The following is a 24,016-nucleotide window of genomic DNA, read 5'->3' on the forward strand; positions in this document are numbered from 1 at the left end:
TATGTTAACGATCATTGCCATCGTTATTGCTTGTTTCTTTGCGATGAATATAGGGGCAAGTGGCACGGCTGCAGCTATGGGTCCTGCATACGGTAGTGGGGCTATTCCAAAAAAACGTGTTGCGATGCTTCTCGTTGCTGTCTTTGCCTTTTTAGGAGCTTTAGCAGGTGGCGAGGTCGTTCGAACAATTGGTAGCGGAATTATACCCTCTTCTATTGTAAATGTCGAGCTAGTCATTATTATATTATCAGCTGCTTGTTTGTGCTTGTTTATCGCTAATCTACTAGGTATACCATTATCAACGAGTGAAGTCGTTGTTGGAGCCATTGTCGGAGCTGGGATTGCTTATCAATCACTTTATCTAGATACATTGCTCATTATTGTTTCGTTTTGGCTCATCACGCCCTTTGCTGCATTCTTATTAGCATATATATTTGGTCACGTTGTTCGACGTCTTGAGCAACGCTACCCAAATTTAACAGGGAAAGGGAAATGGCGTCTACCTCTTGTTATTTTACTCATTATTAGTGCGTGTATGGAAGCATTTGCAGCTGGAATGAATAATGTAGCGAATGCTGTTGGACCTCTTGTGGGTGCTGGTTTAATAGGAGTAACAGAAGGAATCCTACTCGGTGGTGCGTTTGTGGCACTTGGTGCGATTTTACTCGGAGGGCGCGTCCTTGAGACAAATGGAAAGCGAATAACTAGTTTGAGTCTTTTGCAAGGAAGTACAGTTTCTCTAACTGGTGGATCATTGGTGATTGTCGCTTCTATCTTTGGATTACCTGTACCACTTACCCAAGTAACAACATCAGCTATTATCGGTATTGGAACTGTTGATACAGGTTTCAAGTTATGGCAAAAAAGTATCCTCAAACGAATTATAAAAGTTTGGATTGTTTCACCAGTATTCTCACTCGTTTTATCTTATGCGATGGTGTTACTTTTTAAACAAGGAGATTACTATTCATTATTTGTGATCGTAAGTGTGTTTATAGCAACTGTTGGAATATACAGTCTTTATAAAACAGTACGTGATGAGCGCCGAGCTACGTATGATGACGGTGCAGGAATTTAATTAAATTCATAGTATTCAATTTGAATGGTGAAAAGGGGAGAGTAAATTGACACAGACAAATAATATCGTTTGGCATGAGACAACGATAAAAAAAGAAGAACGACAAGAAAAAAATGGCCATCGTAGCGCCATTCTCTGGTTCACTGGGTTATCAGGAGCTGGAAAGTCAACGCTAGCCAATGCGCTTGAACAGCAATTATTCAACCAAGGTGTACGAAGCTATGTATTAGATGGTGATAATATCCGCCATGGTCTAAATCAAGGGCTTGGATTTAGTGATGACGACCGAAAAGAGAACATTAGACGTATTGGTGAAGTTGCTAAGCTTTTTGTGGATGCAGGTACAATTGTATGTACAGCCTTCATCTCACCTTTTAAAGAGGATCGAAAACGTGTTCGTGAGCTCGTTGAAGATGGCGAATTTATTGAAGTATATGTTCGTTGTTCACTAGAGGCTTGCGAGCAGCGTGATCCGAAGGGATTGTACAAAAAAGCAAGAGCGGGAGAAATACCTTCTTTTACTGGTATTAGCTCTCCTTATGAAGAACCAGATGCACCTGAGATCACAATTGATTCAGACCAACAAACGGTTGAAGAGTCAGTTGAAACGATTTTGACTTATTTAAAAGGTAAGAACATTTTATAAATGGAAAAGAAGCCAATCCGCAAAACGGTTTGGCTTCTTTAAATGATGGAGGAGTAGAATGTATGCTACTTCTCTTTTATAAAAAAGATAAACTTGTCGCGTCTGATCAAGGTGCTTTCGCTTTTCTTATTTGGCGATCGATTTTAAAGCAGCGGCGACGTTTATCTCTCCGTGTCCGTAATAAGAGTCACGACCTTTTGTTCCTAAATCTTTTGCTGTTGAGGTCATCACATCGTAAACTTGCTTATTAGACAAATCTGGTCTAAGTGATCTAATTAAGGCAGCAACCCCAGCTACATGTGGTGACGCCATTGATGTTCCTGACATCACGACGTAATTATTGTCAGGAAATAGACTTGGGATATTTTCACCAGGTGCGGCAATATCAACATGCTTTCCGTAGTTGGAGAAGAACGCACGATTTCTTGCATCGTCAACCGCGGCAACTGTGAACGCTTCTTCATAAAAGGCAGGGTACATGGGATCCTGAACGTTATCATTACCTGAAGCTGTGACAATGACAACATCCTTATTATAGGCATATTTAATGGCATCGTGGAGGGCATCTGAATCATTATAATCCCCAAGGCTCATATTAATGACATCTGCCCCGTGGTCGACAGCCCAATAAATACCTTTGGCAACTTCAAATGAGGAACCTTCCCCAGCTTCATTTAACACTTTCACAGGTAATATATTACTTTTCCATGAAACGCCTGCAATTCCCGTAACATTGTTCGTTAAGGCAGCGGCAATGCCAGCTACATGGGTACCGTGTCCGTGGGAGTCTGAATAATCGTCAGAATCGTCAAAGGCATTATATCCTTTTAATAGCTTGCCTTTTAAATCAAGGTGCTTTGCATCAACACCTGTGTCTAAAATCGCAATGGTGACGTCTTGGCCACCTGAAAAATTCCATCCCTCACCAAGTTCTATTTGTGACAGATTCCATTGATAAGGTTTGAAAAATTCATCATTTGGAACGGTAGCCACCGCTTTTACCTGTTTTGCATAAATATAATTTGGTTCCGCTATGCTTAAATCATAATCACGTTTGAGACGACCAACAAGCTGTTCTGTTGTTTCGTTTTTTGATTCGACAACGTAAAATGGATCGTTATTTTTTATAATGACAAGATCATGATTTGCCGCAAACCAAGCATCTACCCCTCGTGGATACTTGAATTTAATGACGGCTTGTCTTTCGTGATAAGGACGTTTGATTTCTTCTGGTTTTTGATCTTGAGAGTGCACGGCGATTTGCCAGCCGAGTTCTGGAACCGTTTCGGTTTGGAGATTTTCAGGTAGATCATCTGTCGTTTTCCAATCAATATCAGGATTGTCGCCTGAAACGAAAAATGTTCCGTTCGCATCAGCTACGGACGCTAAGCCTTTTACAAACGATTGGACGAATGTTAAATCGATCTCTCCTAAAACAAAGCGGCCATCGTCAAGCTGTTCACCCATTAGCATATATTGCTTACCATCAACTGAATATGGATCAGAGAATTCGCTGTTCATGTGTTGATGCGTTAACTTAGACACATCCATTCGCTCGACTTCTCCAATTTCTGAGATGACTTTTTGATCTTTTAAAATAGCAAAGCCGTGAAAGTGGGGGTGTTCAGATAATTCTTCTTCAAAATTTGCTCGCAGGTTTTGATCATTTAAGTCTCGCTCAGCCCAGCGCTGCATTTGAGCAGAAAGCTGCTTCAAAAACATCGATGTGGTAAGCGATAAATCTTCAGCCATTAACTTATCCATTGCCGATGCTTCAAGTGATCGTGGGATATCTTTCGTTTGAATGGAATAATCGTTATTATCAATGAGCCCACGACCGATGAAAGCAAGTCCAAGGCCAATCGCTCCTACTAATAGTACCGTTTTGATCATCCTAGACATCATTGTTTGTTCTCATCCTCTCTATCTGTAGTGAAAAAATAAGCCATGAAAATTTCATCATCATACACGCCATTTAGGCAAACTTGTTCTTTTTGAATTCCTTCAGTCACAAAGCCAACCTTTTCATAAAGCTTTATTGCGATTTGATTCTTCGCAAAAACGGTTAAGCATAGCTTGTGAAGGTTGTGCTGCTTGCACCATTCAAGTGTGTACTCCATCACCTTTTTGCCAATCCCTTTTCCTTGTGCATCTTGATGAAGCCATGTTCTAAAAAGACCTGTATGTTGCTTCATGACAAGTTCCCCTCGCAGTACTCTGGCAATCCCTTTTACCTTTCCTCCGATATCAACAGCCATATACATATGATCATTAGTGGTGACATGTTTCGTAAATGCCAGCTCTTCCTCTAACGTACGAACACGCTCTTTTTGAATATACGTGCCTTCCTTAATAATCGAGGAAACAGAGGAAATAATGTCATTCGCGTCTTCTTCAACTACAGGTCTTAGCGTAACTTTTGTGTAATCTTTAGCTTTAAATGACATGATCAGCGGCTTTGTTAGTACGGTTGTCATCAAGATTGATCCTTCCTCTTTTCGATAGTAGGTTCCCAAAAATGTTCAAAATCTGTATCGATTTCAGAATCAAGGAGGTGGGAAGTAGGAACGATTTCAATGTTTTTTTGTTCAAATTGAGGGAGTGCATCACTTATACCAGCAAATGTTTCTAAACCTTTCACGCCAACATGACCAATTCCGATTGCTTTTTTCTTTTTCTCCGCTATTTTTAGAAGAGAATTCATTTGCTTGTTCACATGCTGACGAGACGACATGGTGTCATCAAGAAAAATGTGACGCGCGGCGTGGGGAATATCAAGTTCATTGGCTACTTTTGACATAACTGATTTTGGGCTTGTTCCACTATCAATGACATACAAATCATGCTCTTTGACTACCTCTAAAATGATCCGCATGATTCGCTCGTTCTCAACGATTTTAGAGCCCATATGGTTGTTAAATCCTTTTGCATGTGGCACATCTTTGATTGCTTGGATGACACGATTTTTGATTTCTTCATCTGATAAGCCACTTGTAATGCCTTTAGGACCAAGCCAAGATGCCTTGCCTTTTTTCGGTTCCATTGGCATATGAATCATCACTTCAAGTCCAGCTTGATGCGCTCTTTGGGCCTGTTCAGTTGAAAATTCTTGGAAAGGCATGATTGCAACAGTAATGGGGATTTGCCCACTTAAAAAAGAATCAACACCTTTCACTTCTCCCCCAAAGTCATCAATGATAATGGAGACTTGATTTGGAGTATCGGCATTCACGTAAGTAGGTAAGGAGGTGCTGAATATGAGTAAAAGTAAGAAAGTCGTTTTACGCAGGAAATCATTCATTGTAAATTCTCCTCGTTTCTTTTTACTTTCTTATAGTTTGTCAAAGGGAGCAGTATTCTATGAGGGGAAATAACAAATTCGATTTACAATGTGAAAACAAAAAAAACACATATGTAATGAGAGTTCCTCATTACATATGTGTTATTTACGGATATTAAACGCTGCATTTAACTGACCACGCAGCATCCGTTCGCGTACTTCTTGCTTTTTCATTTGCTTTTGTTCCATTTTACGAATTTCAAACGTCTGCATTCCGTCTTCCATTTTATTCGCGATATCAAGTAAGCGTTCAACATCAAGAAAGGAATATTTTCTCGTCCCACCTTTGGAACGATCTGGATAAATGAGTTTTCTTTCTTCATAATAGCGGATTTTACGCTCTGAAAGGCCTGTTAATTCACTGACTATCCCAATGGTTATCACTTTTTTATCTTTATATGACGACACCCATTCCCACCCCTCATGTTGTTAAGTTAGAATGTTCTGATCTTTTTACATATCATAGCATAGCTTTGACTGGATAGGGGTTGGAAATGTTAGATAATCTAACATGGTTTATGAAGAAAGTTAACAGAGAAGTGTGATCACCCCTTCAAAATTTCATTATCCATAGTACAATAAAAAGTGTTATACAGAATTTTGTGTTTGTAATAAATGATAAAGAAAGCTGTAGCTTACGATAAACCGTTGAGATTAAGCATTGCTTGTATTATACTTGATAAAACATATAAAAGAAGTCGGAAAAGAGTTTTTTAGAGGTGATGGAATGGCATCAATGGGTGAAAGAGGTAGCTAGAGGAAGATTGCTTACTTTCGTGATCAGGTTTTTTTAAATGCAGGAGTTCGGTACTGGTTACTTGATCATGTACCATCAATAGAGGCTGGAATAAAGCTCGCTGATGAACAATTACGCACAAAAAGAGCAGAAGAGCAGTTACAAAAATGGATGACAATCACAGCTAAGGAGTGTTCAAAATGAATAAAGGCTATGTCTATCTAGTTGGCGCAGGCCCTGGAGATATAAGATTAATTACAGTGAAAGGTCAGCAAGTACTTAAGCAGGCAGATGTCGTTTTATATGATCGACTTGTCAATCCATTACTTCTTGAGTTAACAAAGCCTGGTGCTGAACTTGTCTATTGTGGAAAGCTCCCTGATCGCCATTTGCTGAGACAAGAGGCGATTAATGACCTACTTGTTCAATACGGACTAGCTGGGAAAAAAGTCGTTCGTTTAAAAGGCGGAGATCCCAGTGTGTTTGGACGTGTTGGGGAAGAAGCAGAAGCGCTAGACGCAGTAGGTGTTGATTATGAAATCATTCCAGGCGTAACGGCAAGTATTGGAGCCTCAACGTATGCAGGTGTTCCAGTGACTCATCGTAATTATGGTGCATCATTTGCGATGATTACGGGTCATGACAAATCACCGAGTGGACAGCCCATTATTGATTGGCAGGCGCTTGCAACAGGCATTGACACGATCGCTTTTTATATGGGTGTGAAAAACTTAGCTTATATTTGTGAGAAGTTGATTGAACATGGTCGTGATCCTAAAACACCTGTTATTTTGATCCAGTGGGGAACACTTGGTAAGCAGAAAACGCTTGAAGGAACAGTCGCTGATATTGCTGAAAAAGTAGCAACTGCTAAATTTTCTAACCCAGCTATTACTCTAGTTGGGGATGTGGCAAAGCTTCGGACAAAAGAAAGCTGGTTTGAACGTCAGCCGTTATTTGGGAAGCATTTATTATTTGGACGTACAAGTGAAGGGGCTAGTGAAATAGCAACCGATCTTACTAAACTTGGGGCAGATGTATTTGAATATCCTCGATTTCAAACGATTGAAGAGAAGGAGTCTGAGCTCTCTTTTTCTGACTATGATCAAATCGTTTTTCATTCACCAAAAAGTGTCGCTTGGTTTTTCGAGAAATTAAAAGAAAAGCGTATCGACGTGCGTTCTCTTACGGCTATTTTTTACGGAGCATCAACAAAGTCAATCCGTGCCGTTGAACATTATTCGTGCCTTGCTTTCCCTTTAGAAGAATTGGGTCAAGTAGAAAAACGTCTTGTGATCGGACCAGTTGCACTTAAAGATCAAATCACAAAACGAAGCGAGCTTTACGGAGAACATGATTTACTTGTCTCTCATTCAGTGGAAATTATAGAGCAATCCAATCGAACGTGCCAAAGGCTTCTTGATGAGGACCGAGTGAATACAATTGTTTTTCCAAGTGCTGAAGCCGTTAAAGTGGTGACAGAACAAATAAAATCTTGTGGTGAAACACCAGAATCATTATCTCAGCGAGCGGATGTGATCTGTTTTGGACCAACGTCTGAGAAAGCGGCGGTTGAGCTTGGTTATAAAGTTTCGGAGACTCTTGCGGAGCCGACTAGAGAAGCTCTAATTGACGCGTTAAGTGAACAACAGCTTATCCAGTAGGGAGTGTGAGTAAAGCGTGCAAGCAATCTTATACATTGGCCACGGAAGTCGTGTGCAGGAAGGCAATGACGAGTTGTCTGCCTTTGTTGAAAAAGCGAAAGCAAAGCATCCACAAATATCCATTCAAGAATGCTGTTTTCTTGAATTAGCTGAACCGACGATTGCTGAAGGGGTTGAGGCCTGTATTCGGCAGGGAGCGACGCACATAGCGGTTGTTCCTGTTTTGTTGTTAACAGCGATGCATGCCAAAGTAGATATTCCAAGAGAAATTGATCGTATGAAAGCAGCTTATCCAGATGTAGCTTTTAGTTACGGCCGACCAATTGGGGTAGAATCCTCTGTTATCAAGATTGTCAAAGACCGCTTGCGAGATGCTGGCTTGCAGATGACGGATCATCGTCCTATATACGCGGAACGTCAGGATGTCACAATTCTTCTCGTTGGGCGAGGTAGCAGTGACCCAGATGCGACAAGTGATTTGATGAAAATTTCACGTCTTGTTTGGGAGTATACACCTGTTACAGATGTCGAGGTCTGTTTTATTGCAGCAACACATCCGAATGTTGATGAAGGACTCGTGCGAGCGAATCGTCTGCCAAATGATAAGGTATATGTTGTCCCGTATCTTTTATTTACAGGAGTGCTGATGGAAGAATTGCAGGAAAAGCTGGATGAATGGTCAAAACAGACGGAAAAAGAGTTTATTCTCTGTAACTATTTAGGTTTCGATGATCAACTAGTTGATATGCTTGCTAAACGTGTTCAGGAAGTTCTTGAAGAGCATGTGCCAGTTAATTGTGATACATGTCAATACCGAGCATTCTTTTTTGAAAAGGAAAAAATAAACGGATGATGAAGCTACCGCTTATGTTGAAATTATCTGGGAAAACGGCCACTGTGGTTGGAGCAGGAGTTGTTGCCTCTCGTCATATCCCAAAGCTTTTACAAGCAGGTATAAAGGAAGTAACGGTTTATGCTCCTGACCTTCATCCAAGCCTTGAGCCATATATTGAATCTTCACAAATAAAATGGGTGCAAGAAAAAGTTACGGAAGGCACTAGCTTTCAAACGGACTTACTGCTACTAACAACTGATAACAGCACTCTTCACGCATCTCTTTATGCAAGTCGTAAGCCTCATCAGCTCGTTTATCTGGCAGATAATTCACAGGTAAGTGATTTCAGCTTTCCGATGACAGTGACAAAAGGTCATTTAACGATTGCACTGTCAACAAATGGGGTAAGTCCTACTTACGGAAAACGTATAAAAAAACAGCTTGATCAGCTACTCTCAGATGATTGCGAAGGGGATTTGCTCTTTTTAGAAGATGTGAGGAAATGTGTACTTGAGAGTGGGCTTGAAGCGAAATCAAGGAAATGGATTCTTCAGGAAACGGCATCCGAGACCTTTTTGCGTGATCCATTGCGTGAGGAGAGATTTGTCGCATTGATACGTGAAGCTCAGAAGCTGACCTAAAAGCATGTATGTCAGCTGTTGATTTGAAGTGACCCCATAAAAGGTGATTTCATTAGGCGGCTTGTTAGGCATGAGTTCGGAATTGTACCGAACTCATGCCTTTTAATTTTGCCTTAATTCAAATGACATTGGCGATAAATATAATTCTCTCCAAACAATTTAAATTTTGTGATATTAGTAGCCTATATTGTTGAATCGATGTTCGGAAAATAGCTTGAATACCCAATAGAATTTGCAATTGTTTGTTGACTTTCTGTTCATAATCCTTTTTATTGCCCCTTGAAAGCAATGTTTAATATGTAGAAGATAGGGAATAATTCCCTAAAAAAGAAAGTATGATGATGATATGGATGAAGCAACAAATAATCTTAAAAGTAGATCAAGTGTTTTTAATCAGCATTTGCATTCTACACGTAATTTATGGTCTGGTATTTTGTTCGGACTTGGCTTAATCGCTTTTGTTGATGAAGTGGTATTTCATCAACTTCTTCAATGGCATCATTTTTATGACTTGTCCACGACTCATATTGGATTGATTTCAGACGGATTATTTCATGCTTTCAGTTGGTTCGCAACTATCGCTGGTTTATTCATATTTGCCGATCTTCGTCGGCGAAACGCATTATGGTTGAACAGGTGGTGGGGAGGAGTGTTTCTTGGAGCAGGTGTCTTTCAATTATATGACGGTATAGTTCAACACAAACTATTGCAGATACATCAAATAAGGTACGTAGAGAATGTAATTGTCTACGACATGATTTGGAATATCATTGCTGTAGGGATGATTATAGTGGGGATTGTTCTAATTAATCGTACTCGACGTGAACAACAAAAAGAGGGAGCTGTTTCAGGTGCACAGTCCTAAACATATACATCATCATACTTATATGGAAGATGTATTATGGATCGTCCCACAGATAATTTTAGTTCTACCATTTTTAATAGGATTGATTGTTTACATACTTGCAGTTTTCCTTTCAAATCGCAAATACAGACAATGGCCAGTCTATCGTACTATTTTTTGGGTACTCGGAATTGCCTTTGCTACCATTGCAGTAGCAGGTCCCTTAGCTGAGCGCGCCCATGAGGATTTCACGGTCCATATGCTTGGACATTTGTTTCTTGGAATGCTCTCCCCACTTTTAATGGTGCTAGCTGCGCCAATGACTCTTATTATGCGGTTTCTTAATGTTTCACTAGCTAGAAGGCTTTCTAGATTACTTAAAACTGTTCCATTTCGAATTATCAGCGATCCTATTTTCGCATCATTGCTTAATATAGGAGGTTTATGGATTCTATATACGACTGATCTGTATACAGCGATGCACGAAAGTATTATTCTTCATGTTTTCATTCATGTACATGTTTTTTTGGCTGGTTATTTATTTACTGTATCAATGATTTATATTGATCCAACACCACATCGGACTAGCTATGTCTACAGGTCGATTGTATTAGTGCTTGCTTTAGCTGCTCACGGTATTTTATCAAAATATATATATGCTAATCCGCCGATTGGGGTATCTCCTACAGAAGCACAAATGGGTGGTATGCTTATGTATTACGGGGGAGATGCTATTGACATAATCATTATTTTTATTCTTTGCTTACAATGGTATAAAGCTAGTCGACCTCGAATTTCTTTAGCTACGGGTGAACTCAAATAGATTGTGCATAAAATAGTTACATATAGACTAAGAAAGAAAATGAGAGTTATCAGCATAGATAAAGTCTTATATTTTGAGAAGATTATTGAAAACGTTTTGACCCTAATTAAGACAGTTAAAAGATGAAAATTACTAATTTAGGAGAGAAATTCATCAAATAACACCTAAACAGTTTAGTACCAAATATAAAGAATTGCTATTCACTCCGACTGAATTACATGGAATGGGCAAATATACCAAATTAAATACAATCATTGCGCGAACCCTTATTGTAAGTACCAAAGTCAATCACAAGTGAAGTTTCCGATAAGAGGAAAACTACGCATTACAAACTAACTAGAATTTCCAATCATAAGTTTATAAAATGTAAGCCAGATCCTAATAGTACGACAAGAAGTTTGATTTAAAAGACATCATTTACTTGAGATAGTCCGCTTGATTCTAAGTGGACTATCTTTCATTTATTAAAAGGAAGATAGGGAATTTATGTTAAAGTAAGTATTGTAAATTGGCGGGTGCAAACCAGCAAGCAGAAAGATTGAATTAGAATTTGTGAAAAAAGTCACTTTGCTTTTGGGATGTTTACATTACTTGCGACATCAGGAGGGGATTTGAATTGAAAGTAATTGGTTGGATAGGGCTATTACATGTAGCTGCAATAATAGTCTGGATGATTATAAATATTGTTTTTAGCATCTCTAATCCTTTTCACTATACTGAAGGAAAGACATTAGCAGAAGCAGGAATCGCTTATTATAGTCAATTCCCTGGCTATTTAGGTGCGGATCATGGAAGTAAGGCTTTGATAATGTTATTATCGATCGCACTACCTATTGGACTATTTATCTATTTAAAAAAATTAGAGAATTTTAGTTTAAACAATACAATTGGTTTAATTGCTGGTTGTATTGGTTTTGCTCTGTATGGATTATCGTTAATGCTCCAAGCTACAACAGTGGAGTATGCTTTCAATTTATATAATTCAAGTGAAGATGCATACACTCGTCAATTCGCAACTTTATTATATGAATGGTCTATGCTTGAGGGTGGGCTATCTGTGAGTATTTACATAATGGCGAATCTATTATTAGCCACTTGGTTGATAGTACATTCAGCAGGTTTGAATATTCTAGGAAAGACAAAGAAATTAAGTATATTAGGCTATATAACTGGGATTTTACAAATTTTGGGGTATTTGCTTTCGTGGACCTTTTTAATGCAAGGGAAGCAAAATATGCATGACATTAACGAATTAGTTGGGCTGCTTTTCGTAATTTGGATACTAATCATTAGTATTAAGATGGTTAGAGGGAAATTAATTGCTTGATCATACATTAAGTAAGTAGAAGTAACCCAACGTCATTCCATATAAGGGAATGGTTGGTTGAGGATAAAAATACTTAAAAACGCTCAGCTTTAAATCTGAGCGTTTTCACTTGCTATTTATATTGCTAATTCAATGACAAAATGTATGCTAATTAGGGTGCGATTTTCCTTATTTTTATTACTTTTTATTACTTTTCTCTCCTGCAACCGAACCCACTGGTTTAGTAATTCAGTCTATTTATACGGTTGTATCTCTCCTAAGGAAATATTGATGTCTACCTCTATTTATCTGTTACTTTCCCATCTAAGTCATGATGTAATTCTGTTGCGGGAACTTTGGGATTAGGGATCTGTCCTTTAGCTACTGGTTCTGCTACATAGACGAAATCACCCGTATTGTCTGGCGCGCTCCCTGTTGCCCATGGGCCTTCTTTGGATTCTTCACCTTCTGATAAATTCCAGAATTCATATGCTTGTGGCTGAGATTCTTCTTCTGCTTCTGGTGGAAATGAAGCTGGAACTACAACACCATTTTTCTCTTCAAGCTCTGCGATGGCAGCCATCCACTGATATTGGTGGTAACGATCGCGAGCTAACATTTTACGGAATGATGCACGGACTCCTTCATCTTTTGTCATATGATATAGTCGTGCAACTTGAAGGCGTCCTTGGCTTTCAGCATGGAGGTTTGATCGCATGTCAGCTAATAAGTTGCCGCTTGCCACAATATAAGCACCATTCCACGGGACCCCATTCGAGTTGGTAGGTAATCCACCAAGGCCACTCACAAGCAAGTGCTGAGGATTAATGCCTCCCATGATTGCTGCCGTAGCTGGATCTTTTGCTGCTTCTGCTTGGTCTTCTGGAGAAGCTCCGTCTAACAATTGACTGATAAGGGAACAAAGCATTTCAACATGTCCTATTTCTTCTGTGCCAATATCCATCAGCATATCCTTATATTTTTCTTCTCCTCTACAATTAAAACCTTGAAAAAGATATTGCATCATAACAGTCATTTCACCAAATTGTCCACCTAAAACTTCTTGAATTTGACGTGCTAGCATAGGATCTGGCTTGTCTACTTTTACTTCAAACTGTAATTCTTTTTGATGACGAAACACAATAACTCCTCCTTTATTATTTAAGTAATTTATCTTCGCTTTTTTTCTACCCTTTAGAATAGTTAATAAAACACAGATTATTATGATATTTTATTTGGGAGTAATGGATATAATGATTCTTCTGTCACTTTTACTATTTAAGATCATTAACTTTAATGGTTGACAGACAGTTAGTTTGTTAGCAATATGAACAATCGGTGCTGTATTTGCTTCTTTAGTTTTAGTGTCAAACTTAATAAATAACGAAATTTTCACTTCTATTGTCTCAACTATTTTCAAATTTATGCTAATCTATTAAGTAACGGAAAATACATCATACATAGAAACAATGTAAAGGGAGAGCGTCATGACTATTCAACCATTTAATCAAGCGATTATTGATGAAACAAAAGCGAATTTAGATCAATTAACGAAGCCATTAGGTAGCCTTGGAAGACTAGAAGAGCTAGCTGTTCAGCTCGCAGGTATAACAGGGGAAGTAAGTCCAGTTGTTGAGAAGCCGGCCATTATTGTAGCAGCAGCTGATCATGGAATTGTAACAGAAGGAGTTTCTGCTTACCCGCAAGAGGTCACAGCGTTAATGATCGACATTTTTGTCCGTGGCAAAGCGGCGATTAATGTGTTTGGCCGCCAAATTGGAGCATCTGTTACAGTGGCAGACGTCGGTGTCAATGCAGATATGAGTGGACAGCCAATTGCCCACCACAAAATTCGCTTTGGCACACGTAACTTTTTAAATGAAGATGCGATGACTGAAGATGAGACGCTCGCAGCGATTGCTGTCGGACGAGAACTTGCATTAGAACAGATTAATAAAGGTCATCGTCTGCTTATTACAGGAGAAATGGGCATAGGGAATACTTCTGCTTCAAGCGCCTTAGTGGCGGCGATTACTGGCGCAGACGTTGGAGACGTTGTTGGAACAGGAACGGGCCTTGATGAAGAGGCAAGGCTGAAAAAAATAGCAACGATTAGAGAGGCCATTCAAAATCGAGGCATAAATAAGGATACTGCCCCTCTTACTGTACTAGCAAAAGTAGGTGGTCTTGAAATCGCAGCTTTAGCAGGGGTCATTTTAGAAGGCGCCACGCAACGTGTCCCTGTTTTAGTCGATGGCTTTATTTCATCTGCTGCAGCGCTTGTAGCAGATGAGCTTGACCCCGCAGTTCGTCCTTATTTAATGATTGCTCATGAATCAGTTGAACAGGGCCATAAGGTGTTAAATGAATACTTAAACATCAAACCGCTCCTTCAGCTTGATTTACGCCTTGGTGAAGGAACAGGGGCTGCTCTTGCTTATCCAATTGTCGAAGCAGCAACAAAAGTGTTAAGAGAGATGGCGACATTTAAAGATTTAGGCCTTTAATGGATGATAAAAAGAGCTGACTCTATGAAAAAAGTCAGCTCTTACTCATACTTTTTATTTTGTAAATGTTAATTTAGCAATTGCATCATGCTGGTGAATCGATTCTTCGTTGCGGCATTCAATTTCAAAGGCATGAACAGCTTCATGTTCGTATAAATCTGACGCAACGAGACGAGCTAAATCTTCAACAAAGCGAGGATTTTCATAAGCGCGCTCTGTTACTGCTTTTTCATCAGGACGCTTTAATACAGGATATAAAATCGAGCTTGCATTACTTTCTGCTGCTTCAAGAAGGACAGCCTTCCAATCAGCTTCATGTGCTTCATCAACTGTTACTGTCATGGTGACAAAGCCACGTTGGTTATGAGCACTGTATTCACTAATTTCTTTTGAACAAGGGCAAAGTGTTGTTACAGCTGCTGTTAATGTGATGGCAGAAGTAAATCCGTGATTCTCATCAAATGTTACGTCATATGTGACATCAGCATGAGCCATACCTTCTTTTTGTAGGGATGGGCTTGTTTTTGTAAAGAACCAAGGGAATGTGACGCGAACGTTCGAGCTTCTTTGCTTCATTTCGCGTGCAAGAATTGTTGTGAACTCTCTTAATGTCTCAACTGATAATAAATGCGTTTGGAAGAAGAGATGCAGCTGCTCTGTTAAGCGGCTCATGTTAATCCCTTTAAAGTCCTGATCTAAACTTGTGGTCATAGCGAATTCTGCTGTTGTTGTTTGCGTAGTCGGCGCAAGATCGGATTCGATCATAACAGGATATTTCACTTTAGAGATTCCTACTTGTTGAATAGGGAAATAGAAATCATCTGGTTTATTTTGAAGGTCTGGCATCTTTTCTTTGTCTGTTGGCTTTGTCCCGATAATAGGATCAACAGAACCAAAGTGGCGATGACGCTCAGCCTTTGGTGGTAAAGAACGTTTCATTTTCTCATCACTCCTGGAAGTCATTTCTTAATTTTATCTAAACACTCTTGGCTTGGATAGCTTTAGCATTATAAAATAACACGGAAATAGTGGTCCAAGTCAACAAGGTTGCAGACATGCTTTCTCCATATTACACTACAAAGGGAAAAAGAGACAAGAAAGTAGGCTGAATATGAAAAAAGGAACCATTATTTTACTTGTGCTAGCAAGCGCGCTTCTTATTTTAGGCTTCATCATTCCAGTAACTGTTGAGCCGTCAGCTGACACAAGAATCATCGTTGACCACACGAAAGAAGTATATAGTACGCCAGCTTGCTTTGATCAAGCAGACTTAACGAATAATTTAGAAGAAACAACACTTGGCCATGCCGAGGAGCTAGCCTATGCCAGCGAGTCAGATTGCACGACTTCTGAATTGCAGGCTGAACAGAAGCCATTCTTATTAGCCATTTTTAAATAAAGCTGGTTGATGTTCCTGCTTCAGGATGACTTAAAAGGACGCTTTTGACCTTTTAAGTCATCCTATTTTTAAGTAAATAATGTATTGAACGAATATTCTGTGATAAAGTGAAAGAACTTAGAAGGAGGGGGAATGGATGAAGAACGTTATGATATTAATGGTAAGTTTTGTCTTTGTCTTTGTCCTCTTAACTGGTTGTGAGACGTTATCTTCCTCAAGCTTTTCAACGGATAGCAGGGCTTTTAGTGAAATGCCTTTGTCAGAGAATGAACAATTAATTTTCTCTATGCTAGCTGATCAAATCTTCTACTTACAGTTTGTGGATCGAAACAAAGAATTTCGCTCGATGGAAGTTGGACTTGATTATTATTATTACGGTGAATTAACTGAATCAGTCGGTGGCATGAAAATAGGAGCAAATGATCCTGAAATTGAAGGAGAAAAGGAACGGTCTCGTGTTCTGTTTACCTTTAATAAAGAAGAATCAAAGGGGCAATCATTGATTAGCGGAGAGATGAAAGTAATGGATGATGGAGGATCAGGTCACAGTCCATATTCTTTTTCACACCCTGGAGGTATGGAAAGTGTATCATCAACTCATGGCTATTTATTTGACCGACTAGAAGGAGATGTTCCTTATGGTGAGAAAATCTATGTAGCCTATCATGTTGAAAACAATGAGTCAAATTCAATGCGCAGTTTTGACATGAACATCGCGCTTCAACCAAATGATGATTTTGAGCATCTATATGCCTATTATGTGATCATTGATGATGAAGCATTGTAGATGATGACTTGCTCTGTTTGGCTGGAATCTTGAGCCATTGTTTCTTACGAGCGAGTATTGTATGCTACTTCGTGGTGAGATAGGCTAAGGAAGATTGAATGCGCTATGCCGGCTGAGAATGGATGAGAGGCACTTTGCGATCAAATGGGCGCTGTGGTATAGTTAGAATGTTCTAATAACTTATTGTAAAATAGAGAAAATGTTATTCATAAGGAGCTGGAGAAGAAAGATGAAAGTAGCTAAATTTGGCGGAACATCAGTAGCGAGTGCAGAACAAATTAAAAAGGTGGCTGCGATTGTCGCCGAGGATAAAGAACGAAAAATTATTGTCGTATCAGCTCCAGGCAAACGTAGTAGTGACGATACAAAAGTGACAGACTTACTTATTGGGCTTGGTGAAGCTTTTCTAAATAAAGGAGAGGCAGAGGAAGAACTTCAAGCTGTCGTTAGTCGTTATGATGATATTGCAAAAGGACTTGGCCTTGGTCAAGATATTATTGCGACGATTGAAGCAGATTTAAGAGAGCGACTAGAATTCGATCGTAATAAGCCAGAATCGTTTATGGATTCAATCAAAGCGAGTGGTGAAGATAATAATGCAAAATTAATCGCAAGTTATTTTCAAAGCATCGGATTACAAGCTACATATTTAAATCCAAAAGATGCTGGATTACTTGTAAGTGATGAGCCAGGTAATGCACAGGTTTTACCAGAAGCTTTTGAAAACCTTGCTAAACTCCGAGATACAAAAGAAATTATCGTCTTCCCAGGATTTTTTGGGTACTCAAAAGAAGGGACGCTTGTGACATTCCCACGTGGTGGATCAGATATTACGGGTTCAATCGTAGCTGCCGGGACGAATGCAGATCTTTATGAGAACTTTACAGATGTGGACTCCGTTTTTGCGGCTAATCCGAATGTTGTGGAAAACCCTGTAAAGATCAAGCGAATGACATATCGTGAAATGCGTGAATTATCCTATGCGGGATTTTCTGTTTTTCATGATGAAGCATTAATCCCTGCTTTTCGAAATAGCATTCCAGTATGCGTTAAAAATACAAACAATCCTTCATCATCAGGAACGATGATTATTGCAGAGCGTGAATATTTCATGAATCCAGTCATTGGGATTGCTGCAGATGAAGGCTTCGCTACGATCTATGTGCGTAAGTACTTAATGAACCGCGAAGTTGGTTTTGGTCGTAAATTACTCCAAATTCTTGAGGACGAGTGTCTTTCTTATGAGCATATGCCATCTGGAATTGATGATACATCCGTCATCCTTCGTCAAAATCAATTAACACCTGAAATCGAAGAACGCATTGTGACACGTATTCGTGAAGAATTGGCTGTAGATGATGTGTATGTTGAAAAAGACTTCGCGATGGTCATGATTGTTGGGGAAGGTATGCATAATACACTTGGTGTCTCGGCTAGAGCAACAGCAGCCCTTGCACGAGCGAAAGTTAATATTGAAATGATTAACCAAGGATCATCAGAAGTAAGTTTGGTTCTAGGTATCCATTCAGAGGATGCAGACGGTGCTGTAAGAGAGTTATACCAAGAATTCTTTGGTTCTGCAGGTGACACGGTTCAATAAGATTAAATCATAAAAGGGTCTGACCACTGGTTTATCTAATGGTCAGACCCTTTTTTAAAAGGATAAGAAAATTCAATGATGTCTAGCTCGAGCACCTAGCCTCTCGAGGTTGCTTCAGCCTGCAAATGGTTGCTAAAAGCGGGCAACGCATTGACGGGCTTCCATCACTTTCAGCTCGCTGAACGAGGCGCTTGCGCTTTTCTTATTATTTCCGTTCCGTTAACGTTTTCAGCATGGCTTTCATTTCAGACACTTCTTGACGGAGTTCTTTTAGTTCTTTATTTTCTTCTTCGGCTTTTTCTTCCTCGCTAGCTTTTTCTACATTATTGACGATAACTCCAATAAATAAGTTGAAAATAATAAATGTACCTACAAGGATGAAAATGACGAAATAAATCCAAGACCACCAAGCTTCTGCGAAAATGGGACGCATCAAACCACTAGCCCAGGAGTCAAGTGTGACAATCTGAAAAAGAGTTAACAGTGTTAGCTGCAAGTTTCCGAAGTATTCTGGGGCAATGCCTGCAAATAACATCGTTCCAATAACCGCAAAAATATAAAAGAAAATGCTCATTAAAATCATGATTGTTCCTAAGGCAGGAATGGTCATCAGTAAGGCATCCACAAGTTTTCGAAGAGACGGAATGACTGAAATCGCTCTTAAGACACGAAGCACACGTAAAATCCGTAGAACAGTAACGAAATGAGCACCAACAAAAATATGACCGGCCGCTACAATCAGAAAATCGAACCAATTCCAACTACTTTTAAAGAAATCTTTTGTTGGACGGGTGGCGATAAAACGCATGGCAATCTCAATGGTAAAAATCCACAGCAAAATGTAATCCGCTGTAAAAAACCAATCTTTATAATTGTTGTAGAGAGAGGGGTACGTCTCAAATCCAACAAGAATCGCATTCACCATGATAAGACTAATAATTACTGGCGTGAATGCACGATGAAAGACAATTCGTTGAACCGCTCTGACAAAACCAGAGGAAGATAACTCGGTATTTGTATTTTCCATTTATTTCTACAAACTCCTTTGTAAATCAAACTATCTTTTATTCTACAAGAATATCTCAGAATGAAAAAGGCATATGGCTGCTGAGAATGCATAAAAAGAATGAACAAATGTTCACAACCTAGGAGAGAGGAGAATACGATTGAGCTCGTTATTTTAAAAGAGGTTTCTTGCAGGTACTTACAACTGCTCGTCGATTCGTTCATGTCTATTTGTCTATTGCCCGCAGGAAGGTAACGAAAAACGAAGAGAACCATAATCTCCCCTTGAGAACATGTAGTCACTAGGTTCCTAAAAAGCGACTGATCGCATATTTTAGGTTTTTTAAATAAGTGACGGGGATATGTGGAATAATTTTATGTAACATCATTGTTTGGTTCGGATTTAAACCAATAATATAGGAAGTAGTGCCAAATAGGCTCAGGCTCTCAATCATATTTCCTAATGCCAAAATGCCTTCTTGTGTTAGAGAAGAAACACCGTGAAAGTCGAATAATACTTTTTCGGCCTCAGAGTCATAAACATCTTTTAGTAAACGTGCTTGTGTATGATCAATGATTTCTTTTGTTACATCCCCATAAATCGGGATCAAAACGATCTCATTTGATAGTGGAATAAGCGGTAATGACAGTTCTGAAATCCTTGCATGATAGTCTTCGAGCTGTTCTTTTTGTTCTAGTAGCTCAAAATTTGTTTCAGCTAGACGATGGCGGTGCTTGTCGACAGTCTCGATTAACCGTTCCATTTCCTTATCTTGCTTCGTGCAAATAATATGGCCCTTATCCTTTTCCCAGTTACATGTAAGTTTGATGAGAGCATAGGGAGAATCGATTGTTTTCATAACAAGTTCAATCGATAATATATTCTTAGAAAATAGCAGTAGCTTGGCTTTTTGCTGGCTCTCTTCATCAATTAAATGAAGAAGAGAATCGCTTGGCTGAAACAAGCTCCATGCACTTTCAGAAGCCGCTAAAATGGTGAAATCCTGATCAATCTGAAAATAGGGTAAGGGCATAGAATTAATAAATGACATTCGAATTCACTCCGGTTACGGTTGTATGCTTTTCATGAAATAGTGATACCAACTCTTTTTTTTTCATTCCTAAGTACTAACACATTTGACTTTTAAAACTATTTTATCATATTTTCTGGTTAGTATTTTCATTTCATTTAAAATTGCGGATAAATCGCTTAAGCTTTTTAAGCTGGTGTTAACTTTTTCACAATCTAGCAATTTAGGTATAAGACAAAAAGACTGTTGAACATACATTCCCTCAACAGTCTCATTAGATAATATATTAATTGTTTTTTTGCTGTCGTTCAATTAATTCGACTTTGTAAATACAGCACCAAGCTCTTTTGAACGCGCTATGGCACGAGTGACAGCAGCCTGCATCGCTTCTTGTGTCTCATGCTCGCGCAAGACATTAATACCAGCCTCTGTCGTACCATTTGGACTCATGACTTCTTGATAAAGCTCCTTTGATGACTTCGTTGTTGATTGCAATCTCTTACCAACACCAACGACTGTTTGCGTAATAAGGGCAGATGCTTCTTCTTCCGTCAGACCAGCATCAGCTGCTGCTTGCTCCATTGCTTCAATAAGGAAGTAAAAATAGGCTGGGCCACTTCCCGCAAGACCAGTAACAGCATCAAGCTTATCTTCCTCGACAACAGTGACCGTTCCAACAGCAGTAAATAGCGTCTCAACTTGCTGCAGGTGTTGGTCTGTTGCGTGTCTACCTTTGCAAATCGCGGTTGCTGATGCACCGACTTTCGCAGAGGTATTTGGCATCGTTCTAATTAAACTAGCCTTCTCACCAAGTAAATCTTCCATGTACACAGTCGGAATTCCTGCGAGTACAGAAACAAACAATTGATCTTTGCGAGTGGAATCTCGCACATATTCAATCGCTTCTTTGACATGTTTTGGCTTCATCGCTAGAACGATAATATCACCTTGACGAACAGCTTCTAAGCGGTCGCTTGTTGTGCGAATATCGTATGTCTTTTCAAGGTAATTCAGTTTATCCTGATCACTTACATTCGTTGCAATGATTTGCGATGGACTGACAACTTCCTGACGAACAAGCCCCACAATAATCGCCTCGGCCATTGAACCAGCACCTAGAAAGGTAATTGTTTTGTTTTCGAGCAACTTCCTCACCTCACCTTTTACTTTATTTGTCCGTTGCCTCGAACAATGTATTTTGTTGATGTTAAGGCTTCAAGCCCCATTGGACCACGTGCATGAAGCTTCTGTGTGCTAATACCGATTTCTGCACCAAAGCCAAATTCAAAGCCATCTGTAAAGCGAGTAGATGCGTTATGGTAAACGGCTGCTGCATCAACTTCATTTAAAAACGTAGCAACATTCGCTGCATCTTCACTAATGATGGATTCAGAGTGCTTCGTTCCGTATTGATAAATGTGAGCACTCGCTGCTTCAACTGAGTCAACAAGCTTAACCGCTACCTTTAAATCTAGGAATTCATCTGTCCAGTCTGATTCAATAGCTGGCTTAATGCGTGTATCTAATGCTTGAATCTCCTCATCACCGACAAAAGAAACGCCTTTTGCAGCAAGTTGATCTAATAATGAAGTAAGATGCTCATTTGCCCATGTCTTTTCAATTAAAATTGTTTCAACCGCATTACAGACAGAAGGACGTTGCGTTTTCGCATTAACCGCAATAGAGATCGCCATATCAGGCTTTGCACTGCGGTCAATAAATAAATGACAATTTCCAACACCCGTTTCAAGAACTGGAACAGAGGCATTTTTCACGACTGCTTGAATAAGGGAAGCACCACCGCGTGGAATCAGAACATCTAAATACTCATTTAATGTAAACATTTCAGAAGCAGTCTCGCGGCTTGTATCTTCAATTAATTGAATGGCTTCAGCAGGAATCGTCGTTTTCTCGAGTGCACGTTGAATAACTTGCACAAGGGCAATGTTTGAGTGTATCGCCGATGAACTGCCACGAAGGAGGACCGCGTTACCCGCTTTTAAGCATAAGCTTGATGCATCAACTGTTACATTTGGACGTGCTTCGTAAATCATTCCGATCACACCAAGTGGAACACGAACTTTTTCGATTTCTAACTCATTAGGGCGAGTGTTTTTTGACAGGCTTTCACCGATTGGATCAGACAATGCAGCAACCTGTTTTAAGCCGTCTGCCATGTCCGCTAATCGCTCAGCCGTTAACGTTAGACGGTCAATCAAACTTTCACTTGTACCGTTTGAACGAGCTGTATCAATATCTTTTTTGTTCTCCTTTAATACGTATTCCTGTTCAAGGAGAAGTTGCTCTGCCATTGCAAGAAGCGCTTGATTTTTTTCTTCTGTCGTTTTAATAGCTAATTCTCTGGCAACATTTTGTGCGGCTTTTGCTTTTGTACGTAATTCGCTCATCGTTTCATCGTCTCCTTTGTATGTGGAACCCATTCATTACGGTGAATCACAACAGGGTCCTTGTATTTGTTATCAGTACTACTTGAAGCATGATGCTGTTTACGATACGTTTCTAGCTCGTGAACAGTCATATTCGCTTTTCCTTTTCCAAGGATACGACCTTGTTGATTCCATACCTCAATCACGTCGCCAACAGAAAAGCTTCCTTTCACATCAGATACTCCTACAGGTAGTAGGCTTTTCCCTTTAGAGAGCAGAGCCATTTCTGCACCAGCGTCGATAATCACTTTGGCCATCGGTTTAGAGTGCAAGGCAATCCACTGCTTTGTGGTCGGCATAACCGCTTCATGCTGGAAGGTACCAATATAAGTGCCATTTCCTTTTCCCGCAAGGATATCTAAAAAGGTATCCTGCTCTTCTGCTTTGCCAATAAAGACGTTCACGCCAAGAGTTAGGGCCGTCTCTGCTGCACTGACCTTTGATTTCATTCCTCCTGTACCGACTTTTGATTTCGATTCTCCTGCAAGGGCTAATAAATCAGGAGTTAAAGAAGGGAGATAATGAATTTTCTTCGCATTTGGATTGATTTGCGGATTAGCGTCATATAACCCGTTCACATCTGTCATAATGCAGAGCGTATTGGCATGAATCAGTCCACTAACAAGCGCAGATAACATATCATTGTCACCGAACGTTAATTCCGCAATAGATGTCGAGTCATTTTCATTTATAATCGGGATTGCCCCGCGTTTTAACAATTCATTTAATGTTGAATAGGCATTGCTATATCTTGTTTGATCAGAAAAATCCTCTCGCGTTAAAAGGAGCTGAGCTGGTGTTAGATTGTGCTTGGCAAACTGCTCAATATAGGCTTGCATCAGAAGTCCTTGCCCAACAGCAGCAGCGGCCTGTTTTCCAGCAATCGTTACTGGGCGACTTGGGTAGCCGATCGCTGAAAAGCCTGCCGCCACAGCACCAGATGAAATCACGATCACTTCATGACCCGTTTGCTTTAGCTTTGCAATGGCCTCAACAAACATCGTCACTTTCTCCATACTTAACGCTCCAAGCTTGGTCGTTAAAGAACTGCTTCCGATTTTCACAACGATACGTTGTCGACTCATGCTCATCACCTCATTCCTATTATAATATAAAAATAAAAAAGCCCTCACGTCCAAAAAAAGGACGGAAGAGCTTCATCCGCGGTACCACCTTTGTTGGCAAAAAATATGCCCACTTGAACCCGTATCGTGGGAAACGGTCAGAATCTCAGTCTGACTAGCTCAAGGGCAGGTTCAATTGCATCAGCGGTGATGACCCTTTCAGCCGGTGAGGTCACTCTCTTTTCACATGAATACATATTTAC

The 24,016-nt window shown here is 39.7% G+C and carries 23 protein-coding genes; 12 read left to right on the plus strand and 11 right to left on the minus strand.

The genetic code is table 11. The features are described from left to right. The first annotated feature begins 1 nt into the window (after nucleotide 1). Together cysP and cysC are read left to right on the plus strand one after the other, a co-directional pair. On the plus strand, nucleotides 2–1,078 hold the full coding sequence (gene cysP, locus IQ10_RS05965; protein WP_144449574.1) for a sulfate permease: 1,077 nt from the start codon (nucleotides 2–4) through the stop codon (nucleotides 1,076–1,078). A 46-nt stretch (nucleotides 1,079–1,124) separates the two neighbouring features. After that, nucleotides 1,125–1,724, plus strand: a complete 600-nt coding sequence (gene cysC, locus IQ10_RS05970; protein WP_144449575.1) for an adenylyl-sulfate kinase — start codon at nucleotides 1,125–1,127, stop codon at nucleotides 1,722–1,724. Nucleotides 1,725–1,850: 126 nt separating this feature from the next. Here cysC and IQ10_RS05975 read toward each other — a convergent pair whose 3' ends face one another. The 4 genes from IQ10_RS05975 to IQ10_RS05990 form a co-directional block, all read right to left on the minus strand. Further along, nucleotides 1,851–3,629 (minus strand): S8 family peptidase, encoded by a 1,779-nt coding sequence (locus IQ10_RS05975; protein ID WP_242009768.1) that lies wholly within the window; start codon nucleotides 3,627–3,629, stop codon nucleotides 1,851–1,853. After that, on the minus strand, nucleotides 3,626–4,201 hold the full coding sequence (locus IQ10_RS05980) for a GNAT family N-acetyltransferase (RefSeq protein ID WP_144449860.1): 576 nt from the start codon (nucleotides 4,199–4,201) through the stop codon (nucleotides 3,626–3,628). Before IQ10_RS05980 ends, IQ10_RS05975 begins: the two co-directional genes overlap by 4 nt. Next, the gene (locus tag IQ10_RS05985; RefSeq protein ID WP_144449576.1) at nucleotides 4,201–5,025 is read right to left on the minus strand and encodes a divergent polysaccharide deacetylase family protein; all 825 of its coding nucleotides are present in this window, start codon (nucleotides 5,023–5,025) and stop codon (nucleotides 4,201–4,203) included. The genes IQ10_RS05980 and IQ10_RS05985 overlap by 1 nt, the downstream gene beginning before the upstream one ends. A 141-nt stretch (nucleotides 5,026–5,166) precedes the next feature. Then, nucleotides 5,167–5,472 carry a MerR family transcriptional regulator gene (locus tag IQ10_RS05990; RefSeq protein WP_144449577.1) on the minus strand — a complete coding sequence of 102 codons (306 nt, stop codon included), beginning with the start codon at nucleotides 5,470–5,472 and terminating at the stop codon, nucleotides 5,167–5,169. Nucleotides 5,473–6,000: 528 nt separating this feature from the next. Between IQ10_RS05990 and cobA the strand changes: the two genes are divergently transcribed. From cobA to IQ10_RS06020, 6 genes are all read left to right on the plus strand, one after another. After that, nucleotides 6,001–7,464: a uroporphyrinogen-III C-methyltransferase gene (gene cobA / locus IQ10_RS05995; protein WP_144449578.1), complete on the plus strand. Its 1,464-nt coding sequence runs from the start codon at nucleotides 6,001–6,003 to the stop codon at nucleotides 7,462–7,464. Nucleotides 7,465–7,480: 16 nt separating this feature from the next. Beyond that, nucleotides 7,481–8,317, plus strand: coding sequence for a sirohydrochlorin chelatase (locus IQ10_RS06000; protein WP_144449579.1), 837 nt, complete (start codon nucleotides 7,481–7,483; stop codon nucleotides 8,315–8,317). After that, nucleotides 8,314–8,940 (plus strand): precorrin-2 dehydrogenase/sirohydrochlorin ferrochelatase family protein, encoded by a 627-nt coding sequence (locus tag IQ10_RS06005; RefSeq protein WP_144449580.1) that lies wholly within the window; start codon nucleotides 8,314–8,316, stop codon nucleotides 8,938–8,940. Before IQ10_RS06000 ends, IQ10_RS06005 begins: the two co-directional genes overlap by 4 nt. Before the next feature lie 346 nt (nucleotides 8,941–9,286). After that, on the plus strand, nucleotides 9,287–9,805 hold the full coding sequence (locus tag IQ10_RS06010; RefSeq protein WP_144449581.1) for a DUF2243 domain-containing protein: 519 nt from the start codon (nucleotides 9,287–9,289) through the stop codon (nucleotides 9,803–9,805). 22 nt (nucleotides 9,806–9,827) lie between these two features. Further along, complete coding sequence (locus IQ10_RS06015; protein WP_144449861.1) at nucleotides 9,828–10,607, plus strand: cytochrome c oxidase assembly protein; 780 nt, start codon at nucleotides 9,828–9,830, stop codon at nucleotides 10,605–10,607. Between the two features lie 616 nt (nucleotides 10,608–11,223). Beyond that, the gene (locus IQ10_RS06020; RefSeq protein ID WP_144449582.1) at nucleotides 11,224–11,934 is read left to right on the plus strand and encodes a hypothetical protein; all 711 of its coding nucleotides are present in this window, start codon (nucleotides 11,224–11,226) and stop codon (nucleotides 11,932–11,934) included. Between the two features lie 280 nt (nucleotides 11,935–12,214). On the opposite strand, the gene IQ10_RS06025 is transcribed toward IQ10_RS06020, so the two are convergent. Then, a complete protein-coding gene (locus IQ10_RS06025) occupies nucleotides 12,215–13,054 on the minus strand; it encodes a manganese catalase (protein ID WP_144449583.1) in 840 nt (279 codons plus the stop codon). 346 nt (nucleotides 13,055–13,400) lie between these two features. Here IQ10_RS06025 and cobT point away from each other — a divergent pair, with 346 nt between their 5' ends. Further along, entirely contained in the window at nucleotides 13,401–14,420 is a 1,020-nt protein-coding gene (gene cobT, locus IQ10_RS06030) for a nicotinate-nucleotide--dimethylbenzimidazole phosphoribosyltransferase (protein ID WP_144449584.1), read from the plus strand. Nucleotides 14,421–14,474: 54 nt separating this feature from the next. Here cobT and folE2 read toward each other — a convergent pair whose 3' ends face one another. Next, the gene (folE2, locus tag IQ10_RS06035) at nucleotides 14,475–15,359 is read right to left on the minus strand and encodes a GTP cyclohydrolase FolE2 (protein WP_144449585.1); all 885 of its coding nucleotides are present in this window, start codon (nucleotides 15,357–15,359) and stop codon (nucleotides 14,475–14,477) included. Nucleotides 15,360–15,531: 172 nt separating this feature from the next. Here folE2 and IQ10_RS06040 point away from each other — a divergent pair, with 172 nt between their 5' ends. The 3 genes from IQ10_RS06040 (at nucleotide 15,532) to IQ10_RS06050 (ending at nucleotide 18,206) form a co-directional block, all read left to right on the plus strand. Further along, nucleotides 15,532–15,819, plus strand: a complete 288-nt coding sequence (locus tag IQ10_RS06040) for a hypothetical protein (protein WP_144449586.1) — start codon at nucleotides 15,532–15,534, stop codon at nucleotides 15,817–15,819. Nucleotides 15,820–15,955: 136 nt separating this feature from the next. Next, nucleotides 15,956–16,606, plus strand: coding sequence for a YgaN family protein (locus IQ10_RS06045; RefSeq protein WP_144449587.1), 651 nt, complete (start codon nucleotides 15,956–15,958; stop codon nucleotides 16,604–16,606). A gap of 229 nt (nucleotides 16,607–16,835) precedes the next feature. After that, the gene (locus IQ10_RS06050) at nucleotides 16,836–18,206 is read left to right on the plus strand and encodes an aspartate kinase (RefSeq protein ID WP_144449588.1); all 1,371 of its coding nucleotides are present in this window, start codon (nucleotides 16,836–16,838) and stop codon (nucleotides 18,204–18,206) included. A 205-nt stretch (nucleotides 18,207–18,411) separates the two neighbouring features. Here IQ10_RS06050 and IQ10_RS06055 read toward each other — a convergent pair whose 3' ends face one another. From IQ10_RS06055 to proB, 5 genes are all read right to left on the minus strand, one after another. After that, on the minus strand, nucleotides 18,412–19,233 hold the full coding sequence (locus IQ10_RS06055) for an ion transporter (protein WP_144449589.1): 822 nt from the start codon (nucleotides 19,231–19,233) through the stop codon (nucleotides 18,412–18,414). Nucleotides 19,234–19,513: 280 nt separating this feature from the next. Further along, on the minus strand, nucleotides 19,514–20,263 hold the full coding sequence (locus tag IQ10_RS06060) for an STAS domain-containing protein (protein WP_144449590.1): 750 nt from the start codon (nucleotides 20,261–20,263) through the stop codon (nucleotides 19,514–19,516). A 291-nt stretch (nucleotides 20,264–20,554) separates the two neighbouring features. Further along, nucleotides 20,555–21,397 carry a pyrroline-5-carboxylate reductase gene (proC, locus tag IQ10_RS06065; RefSeq protein ID WP_437177669.1) on the minus strand — a complete coding sequence of 281 codons (843 nt, stop codon included), beginning with the start codon at nucleotides 21,395–21,397 and terminating at the stop codon, nucleotides 20,555–20,557. Between the two features lie 8 nt (nucleotides 21,398–21,405). Beyond that, nucleotides 21,406–22,650, minus strand: a complete 1,245-nt coding sequence (locus IQ10_RS06070; protein ID WP_144449592.1) for a glutamate-5-semialdehyde dehydrogenase — start codon at nucleotides 22,648–22,650, stop codon at nucleotides 21,406–21,408. After that, on the minus strand, nucleotides 22,647–23,774 hold the full coding sequence (proB, locus tag IQ10_RS06075) for a glutamate 5-kinase (RefSeq protein WP_144449593.1): 1,128 nt from the start codon (nucleotides 23,772–23,774) through the stop codon (nucleotides 22,647–22,649). Before proB ends, IQ10_RS06070 begins: the two co-directional genes overlap by 4 nt. Nucleotides 23,775–24,016: the final 242 nt, after the last annotated feature.

This window comes from Halalkalibacter nanhaiisediminis (genome assembly GCF_007830185.1).
GTDB classification, from domain to species: domain Bacteria; phylum Bacillota; class Bacilli; order Bacillales; family Bacillaceae_D; genus Halalkalibacter; species Halalkalibacter nanhaiisediminis.